The 8,659-nt window shown below is 56.7% G+C and carries 4 protein-coding genes; all 4 read left to right on the forward strand.

What is annotated here, in order from left to right:
• Window positions 1–681: 681 nt before the first annotated feature.
• The gene (locus tag HDF15_RS16100; RefSeq protein ID WP_150110668.1) at window positions 682–1,980 is read left to right on the forward strand and encodes a DUF418 domain-containing protein; all 1,299 of its coding nucleotides are present in this window, start codon (window positions 682–684) and stop codon (window positions 1,978–1,980) included.
• A 566-nt stretch (window positions 1,981–2,546) separates the two neighbouring features.
• The gene (locus HDF15_RS16105) at window positions 2,547–4,094 is read left to right on the forward strand and encodes a GMC family oxidoreductase (protein WP_014266934.1); all 1,548 of its coding nucleotides are present in this window, start codon (window positions 2,547–2,549) and stop codon (window positions 4,092–4,094) included.
• An 882-nt stretch (window positions 4,095–4,976) separates the two neighbouring features.
• Window positions 4,977–6,272: an MFS transporter gene (locus tag HDF15_RS16110; protein WP_184257325.1), complete on the forward strand. Its 1,296-nt coding sequence runs from the start codon at window positions 4,977–4,979 to the stop codon at window positions 6,270–6,272.
• Between the two features lie 467 nt (window positions 6,273–6,739).
• Window positions 6,740–8,359 (forward strand): PQQ-binding-like beta-propeller repeat protein, encoded by a 1,620-nt coding sequence (locus HDF15_RS16115; protein WP_150110666.1) that lies wholly within the window; start codon window positions 6,740–6,742, stop codon window positions 8,357–8,359.
• The last annotated feature ends 300 nt before the right edge of the window (window positions 8,360–8,659 follow it).

Genomic DNA, 8,659 nt, shown 5'->3' on the forward strand with positions numbered 1-8,659 from the left:
GCACTTGTAGCAAACGTCATCAAATGAGGCGGAACCCTGGCGACGGTTTCCCATGACACACCAGCATCTTGCAACGTTTGTCGTTGGCTTTCTCCAATCCTTCTCAGTCAGCAAATGGTATGGAGGTACGGCTTTCGCCTTGAGCGGGCTTCATCGCCGATATGCTCGCGCCAGCGGCACACCGGTGGACGGTATTCTCCAACGAAATAAAAAAATATCGTATCGCAAGAATATTTACCCGAGGCACGTGTTTTACCTGGAGCAACATACGTTTGCCGGGTGCCAGTGGAAACCAGAAATCGTTCCTTATTTTCTAGAGATCAGAGCTCGAACCCCTGGGAATACTCACTCGAGACTCGTCAAGACGAGAGTGTCGAGCCTGCCACCCTCCTAATTTCTCCGCAGTGCGAATCCCCGCGAACATCAGCACGCGGTGCGCTCGCATAGTTTTCCTTCTGGGGCTCGGCCTAACAACCAGGCACTGCAGTATAGAGTGCCTCCTTAGGCATGAACCTCACATCACTCACGTTATTTCTCAACTGAACTGTCCTGGAGTCATGTTTGGCACACGTTGTAGCTTCCGCAATCAGAAAACCCGTTGTCTCAACCACCGTAGAGGAAGAGTTGGCAGGGCCTCCTCATCTCCTGAAGCCGCTAGGCCAACAGGAGCGCATCAGCAGCATGGATATACTGCGCGGCTTTGCGTTGATGGGCATCCTTCTCATGAACATAAATGGATTTGGACTGCCGATATGGACTCAATTTGTTCCATTGGGAACGCTTCATCCGGCATTCACCGGCCCGCACGCACACCTCAATGCCTGGGTATGGATTGTGCGATGGATTTTGGGTGAGGGCAAGATGAGAGCACTGTTCTCTATGCTCTTCGGGGCCGGGGTCGTTCTACTGACTAGCCGGGCCGAAGAGCGGGGAGAAGGTGAAAGGGTGGCGGACATCTTCTTGCGGCGCAATATGTGGCTGATTGCGATTGGCCTGCTGCACGCATATCTCATCTGGTTCGGAGATATTCTCGTGTGGTACGGGATGACTGCACTGCTCTTCCTGTACCCCTGCCGAAAGCTAAAAGCCAGGACGCTGCTGACAGCGGGCACGCTTGTGGTTCTAGTGAGTTCCTTGTCTCCCTTCTCGGGGGGCGTGGCACTGCAGGATTTTGGCCTGAGCAGCAAGGCCGCCGCCGCCGCGGCTACTCAGCAGTCAGGCAAGGCGCTGACAGCGGCTCAGATCGGCGACCAAAAGGCATGGGAAGGCCGCTTGGCTGCCTGGAAGCCCGACGCACAGGCCATCGAGTCAGACCTGAACCTGACTCGTTCAGGATATGTCGGAGCACAGATGCATCACGCCTCTGATGCGAGCACGTTTCAGAGTGTGATCTATTACACCCTGGGATTTGGCGACGTGCTGGGCATGATGCTGATCGGGATGGGGCTGGCCAGGAATGGTTTTCTATCCGGCAGATTGCCATACAAGACCTATGCATCGGTTGCGCTGGCGGGGTTCCTTATCTCACTGCCCGCGGCTGCTATGGGAGCGTGGAAGGCCTGTGAGAGCGGCTTTGACCTGATTACCTCGGACAAGTGGCTGTTTCTTCCATATGAACTGGTTCGAGTGCCCGGCGCGTTGGCAACTGCCGCGTTGCTACTCATGCTCGTGAAGAGCGGGTTCTGGCCCTCACTCATGAAGCGAGTAGCGGCAGTGGGGCAAACTGCCCTGAGCAACTATATCTTCACGAGTATCCTGTGCCAATTTGTATTTGTGTGGGGGCCATACAAGCTCTACGAAAGGCTGGAGTTCTATCAACTCTTCTATGTTGTTGCAGCGGTCTGGGCGGTCAACCTGATCTGGAGCTCGATATGGCTAAGATATTTTGAGTTCGGCCCTTTGGAGTGGGTGTGGCGATCGCTGACGTACTGGAAAAAACAGCCGATGCGGTTGCAAAGCAAGGTCGCGCGGGGAGCATGAGGAGGCTATTTCGATTGCGACGCCGAATCGCGATTTGGCCCGATAGCTAACCGCGCAACCTACCTGCGAAAGGCAAAAGCCGATTCGGGACCGCGTCGATGCGGCCCCGAATCGGTTATCCCCATGGTGAACAGCTATTGGGGTTGGGCCCATTCATTGACCGATAGAAATGGTCAGCCATCCGCTATCAGCTACTTGGGAAGGCCATCGCTCCGGGCATGGAGACTGCAATCTGACGTGCGCACTTTTCAGATGCGCATAAATCGAAAGCGAGACCCTTCGGCTACAACGCTCTGTTTCTTGCTTTTAAATTCAGCGGGTAGGATCGCAACTGTGGCCTCCGGCTCTACGCTCGATGGACAACAGAGGCGATTTTAAGAACTGGGAATTGAGGGTGCATGGATCGTAGGAAATTCGTTTATGGAGCAGGTATTTCTGCTATTGGCATGGCTGCAGGAACTCCGCTCCACTCAAGTGTCTGGGACGGGCAAGAATCAAAGGGCGATAGCGAAGGCGAGCAGACCGAACTTTCCAAAAGAGTACAAGTCAACCAACAGAAGCTAACGATGTCGCTCAAGACTCACTATGACTTCATCGTTTGCGGGTCAGGGTCATCCGGATCGGTTGTAGCTCGCCGCCTCGCCGAAAACCCCGAGGCCAACGTGCTTCTGCTTGAGGCCGGGGGAAGCGACGCCGTTCCAAGCGTCATGGAAGCCAATCAATGGCCCAGGAACTTCGGGACAGAACGCGATTGGGGCTTCGCAGGCAGTCCAAGTCCATATCTCAATGGGCGCTCCATGCCTTTGCATATGGGAAAGGTGCTAGGGGGCGGATCGAGCATCAACGCGATGGCATGGTCGCACGGACACAGGAATGACTGGGATTCATTCGCCGCGGTGACAGGCGATAAAGCCTGGGGCTATGCGTCTGTGCTCGATATCTATCGCCGCATTGAAGACTGGCATGGGCCGACAGATCCCAAGTACCGCGGGACGGGCGGGCCGGTTTTTGTGCAACCTGCTCCTAACCCAAGTCCGGTCGCTCCCGCCATGGTTGAAGGAGCGAGATCCATCGGAATACCCACGTTCGAAAGCCAGAACGGACGCATGATGGAAGGCGATGGCGGCTCTACGATCCTGGAGTTGCGCGTGCGGGATGGGAAACGTCAGTCGGTGTTCCGCTCCTACGTTTTCCCCTACATGGACCGCCCTAATCTGACGGTGCTTACGAACGCTATGGTTACGCGCGTTCTGTTCGAGGGAAAACGCGCGACTGGCGTGGAGATATCTCACGGGCAGACGATTCGCCGCATAAGCGCCACCTCCGAGGTCGTGTTGTCTCTTGGCGCTATTCATACGCCGAAGGTCCTGATGCAGTCTGGCATTGGAGATCAGGCCCAGTTGAAGAGATTCGGAATTCCGGTGGTCCAGCATCTGCCGGGCGTGGGACAGAATTTTCAAGATCATCCAATTATCAGTTGCGTTTGGGAATACCCGCAGCCATTGGCTCCGCGCAATAACGCAGGCGAGGCGACCTTCTTCTGGAAGAGCAATTCTTCTCTCAAGACTCCAGATCTACAAACTTGCCAAGCAGAGGTGCCGATCTGCAGCGCTGAGACCGTCGCAAGATTTAACCCTCCGAGGGAAGCGTGGACATTGCTTTCCGGCGTAGTCCAGCCAAAGAGCCGTGGACAGGTCAGGATCACGGGGCCCAATCCCTCCGATCCAGTCGAGATCGATGCACAGATCCTGTCGCACCCTGATGACATGAAAGCAGCGGTGGCTGGAGTGGAACTCTGCCGCGCGATAGGAAACTCGGCGGAGCTTCGGCCTTTCGTCAAGCGCGAAGTGATGCCGGGAAACCTGAAAGGCGCGGAACTGGAGGGTTTCGTCCGTGACGCGGCTACAACGTATTCTCATGAATCGTGTACGGCGAAGATGGGACGTGATTCCATGTCTGTCGTCGACAATGAACTCAAGGTCCATGGAATCGAGAACCTTCGCATCGCTGACGGGTCGATCCTTCCCCATGCGATTGTTGGAGGACCGATGGGGCCGTGTGTCGTCATCGGCGAGCGCGCCGGTGAAATCCTAAAGATGAAATACAAGATATAACTCGCTCGAGTTCGCCGCCTCCCATGTGCTCCTCGGGGTACATGGGAGGCGGCGAACCCTGATTTGAATGAGAGCATTGCAATCCTCGACGGGCAGAGTTCCCATGCAAGGGGTTGCGACGTCGTTCGCCCCATCAACAGTCTCGCTGACGATGTGGCCAAGCAAGTTTCGGACAGCGTGACGGTCACTACCGTCTCTATAACCCTGAAAGGCTGGATCAATCTAATGAACCTTCATCTAAATATCAATCGGGTAGCCTTCACCATGCTGGCTGGTCTATCAACGTTAGTGCTGTCCATCGTTTCGGCTGGGCAGAGCGCGACTTCGTTTCATCTACGGGAGGGACTCTACGTTGCCGGTGGCGGGCGTTGTGAAGACACCCCGAACGCGGGCATCCTCGTTTGGGATGGCAAAGGCCTTTCAGGCGCACACGCGAGCAAGTGCCTTACGAAGCAGTTGCAGCGACAAGGGAATTCATTCGAGATACAAACTACTTGCAGCGCTCTGGGAGATGGCACTCCAACCAAACCGGACGTCGAGACTGATACGCTGGTGATTCATTCCCAGTCGTCCTTTACGCTCGTGAAGAGATCTGCCGGAGACCGCGGAACTCAGAGACTTAGGTACCAATGGTCATGTGCCTCAATGTAATAGGGCTCGTAAGACCTGCAGCGGCTCAATGACGGCCGAGCTGGGCGCACGCATAGAAACCAAGCGTATTCGACCGATCCCAGCCGTGGGGATGTTGGACCTGTCGATTCTCACGAGAGCGACATCCTTCGCAGGCGATCGTCGAGGAGCGGAATGGCAGGGCGGAGAGACACCCACAGGCATGTGTCTCTCTGCCGTAGATTTTCCTTCAGCAACTAGGGTGAGAATTTAATGACAGTGAACCAAAGTACGACCAAGAACCGCCCTGGCCAAGTACTCTTCGCCAGTCTCGTCGGCACGACCGTCGAGTTCTTCGATTTCTACATCTATGCGACGGCGGCAGTCCTGGTCTTCCCGAAGCTCTTCTTTCCCGCGTCCGATCCAGTTGCCGCAACGCTTGCCTCGCTTGCGACCTTTGGCATCGCGTTCCTTGCAAGACCCGTCGGCTCCGCGCTCTTCGGACATTTCGGCGACCGCATCGGACGCAAAACCACCCTGGTCATCGCACTCTCTACGATGGGGCTGTCGACCTTCGCGATTGGAGCGTTGCCGACGTATTCCACCATCGGTTTCGCAGCGCCCTTGCTGCTCGCGCTCTGCCGCTTCGGACAGGGTATCGGTCTTGGAGGCGAGTGGGGAGGCGCGGTGCTCCTCGCTGTCGAGAACGCCCCGCCGAACAAACGCGCATGGTACGGCATGTTTCCGCAGCTTGGAGCGCCACTTGGATTCTTCCTTTCCGGCGGCGCCTTCCTCTTGCTCTCGCGCCTGCTCACGGACCAGCAGTTCTTCCGCTTTGGATGGCGGCTCCCTTTCCTTGTCAGCGCTGTGCTGGTTCTCCTTGGTCTCTATGTTCGACTCACGATTCACGAGACGCCCGTCTTTCAGAGGGCGTTGGATCGCCAGGAGCAGGTGAGGTTTCCGATGCTGACGGTGATTCGCCGTCACACGCGGCCGCTGCTCGCGGGCATTCTTATATGCCTCGCGACCTTCGTCCTCTTCTACCTCATGACGGTCTTCGCACTTTCGTGGGGCACGACAGTGCTGGGCTTTAGCCGCGGGAAATTCCTGTTGATGCAGTTGGCGGTGATTCCCCTGTTTGCACTCACCATCCCTGCATCCGCTTTGCTAGCCGAGCGTGGGCGTCGTCGCGTGATGCTTTCGATTACGGTAGCGATTGCCTTGTTCGGTCTTGTGATGGCGAAGATCTTCGTTGCTGGGGCAAGTGGGGCAGTGGCGATGATGGGCCTCGGCCTGGCACTGATGGGCATGACCTATGGCCCGCTCGGTACCGTGATCTCAGAACTATTCCCGACGCCTGTACGATACACCGGAAGCTCGCTCGCCTTTAGCTTCGCAGGCATTCTGGGCGGTTCTCTGGCCCCGTATGCCGCGACTTATCTGGCGAGGTCCTACGGTCTGCAGTATGTGGGGTACTATCTCGCCGCGGCGGCGGTGCTTTCGTTCGCAGGGCTTCTGATGGTGCGAGAGACTAAGGACGGCGACCTCACTCGAACCCCAGACATCTAGAGCGGACATGAGGAAAGGCAAGACCACCCTGCGCGTAAGGCAGAGATGGACACCCCGCAAAAGAGTAACGACGCCCGTCGTTCCGCGAGATATCAAACTTCTATCAGATGGTCGTGATTGGCCGCGAACAAAAGACTCAGCGGCTGCCGGTCTAGCCGCCACTGGACATCCGCCTGTCCCCTTGGGACGAGACCGACGACAGCGATGTTCTCCTCCTGCCTCGGCGTGGGTTCGTCATGGTGCTCTTTGCCATCCCTTAGGGCGGCATCAGCCAAAGCCTTTCCCTCTCCGAATTATTTCGACAATCGACAGCTAATAAAACTTATTCGATGCGGAATATTCCTCGCAGAGCTCTGTTATGCATCTGCAGAGCCAGCGTGGGCCATCGTCAGGCAATTCGGACGATAGTCGGGCAGTCGCGTTGTGAATGTTAGGAAGGCTCTAGCGCTTCACCACCCAAAGGAGAAATGATGAAGATCGATGAGATCCGCAACCGTTCTAAGTTTGCCGTATACGTTGTCGCCATGTTTTGCATCGCCGGCGATTTCGGTAGGGCGCAAAGCGTTTCGCCAACGCCCCCGTCTGGTTCAACGAGCGCAAGCTGGCAATCCGCCGGACAGAGTCTCGGTGACAATCGCCAACAGCCCGCTGAAACTGTGATCAACGCGACCAATGTGCAAGGCCTCAAGGTGAAATGGACTTTCACAACGGGCGGAGACGTCTCGGCAACCCCGACAGTCGCCAATGGCGTCGTCTATGCTCCCGATTGGAAAGGCAACCTCTTCGCTATCGATGCCAACACTGGGCGTCAGGTCTGGTCGCACCAAGTCTCTGAATATGACGGGCAAACCGGTTCAATGTCCAGGGTGAGCCCCCTAGTGCTTGCCGACGAAGTAATCGTCGGAGACAACGTCATCAACAGGACGGCATTGCACAATGGAGCAAATGTGATTGCCGTCGATCCTTCGAGTGGGATACGAAAGTGGATCACTCAAGTAGACCCGCACCCGGGGTCAGTGATAACGGGCTCCCCGACCGCGTATAACGGCATAGTCTACGTTCCGGTGGCCTCCAATGAGGAAGCGCTGGCGGCTGTGCCGGGATATCCATGCTGCACTTTCCGGGGCAGTCTGGTAGCCCTAGATGCCCGCACCGGTTCCATACTGTGGAAGACGTACACGGTTCCCGATAATGGAGGGACGACTGACGGCTATAGCGGCGGGGCGATCTGGCAACAGCCGGCCATTGACGTAGCCCGAGGCTCAATCTACGTAGGAACAGGGGACAACTACACGGTGCCGGATGCCATTGAACAGTGCGAGACGGAACACCTGTCCGATGGGGACACCAGCTCCTGCACTCCTCCGAATGATCACCTGGATAGCGTCATGGCCTTCGATCTAACCACCGGTAAGATCAAGTGGGCAAACAAGATCACAAACTATGATACGGCCAACGCGGACTGTGAGCTCGCACTGGCTCCCGGTGCGACTCCGTGTCCCACGCCTCCTGGCCGCGACTTCGACTTTCCCGGGGCAGGCCCGAACCTCTTGGGGAATATTGTCGGCTTCGGCCAGAAAAGCGGAGTCTATTGGGCGGTGGACCCAGATACCGGCGCCGTCCGCTGGAGTACTCTGGTTGGCCCGGGAAGCTTTCTGGGAGGCATCATGTGGGGGACAGCCTCCGATGGGAACAACATCTATGTGCCTATCGCGAACTTCACCCAGGCGTCCTATAGCCTCAGTCCTAGTGGGCAGGCCATCACCTGGGGATCATGGGCAGCACTGAACGCACAGACTGGGCAAATCGTTTGGCAGACAGCGGACCCCACAAAAGGAGGCATCGACATGGGAGCCGCCAGTGTTGCCAACGGAGTGGTCTACGCTGGCTCTTTCTCGGGAGCGATGTATGCCTTGAACGCAGCATCGGGAAAGATCCTGTGGAGCTTCGCGAGCGGTGGATCAGTCGTTGGCAGCCCATCTATCGTGAATGGCGTGGTCTATTGGGGTTCTGGGTATACAGCCCTGAACCCGACGGCAAACGGCATCGGGAACAACAAGATATACGCCTTTAGCCTAGGCAATTAGCGGACTACTTATACCCACTGCTGCGTGGGCCCGAACGCTGCGACGACAGGATCCGTCGCAGTGTTCGGCTCAGGCTGCAGCCTTGATCAATTGACGCGGCCCGGCCCTGCTGCAACTTGCAACCTAACTTGCGCTCCATGGTCGGCCCGTCGAGAAAATAGATCCCCCGTCGCCCTGCTCGGCACCGTAAACAAACGATGAAAGTGAATACGAAAGCAAGATACGGAGTGTTGGTTGTCTTGCATGGGAATAGCTTTCGAGATGCAGAGAGACGAGAGCCATGTTGGCCTTCGCCATACC

Origin of the sequence: Granulicella mallensis, from assembly GCF_014203225.1 — a bacterium.
GTDB lineage: Bacteria > Acidobacteriota > Terriglobia > Terriglobales > Acidobacteriaceae > Granulicella > Granulicella mallensis_A.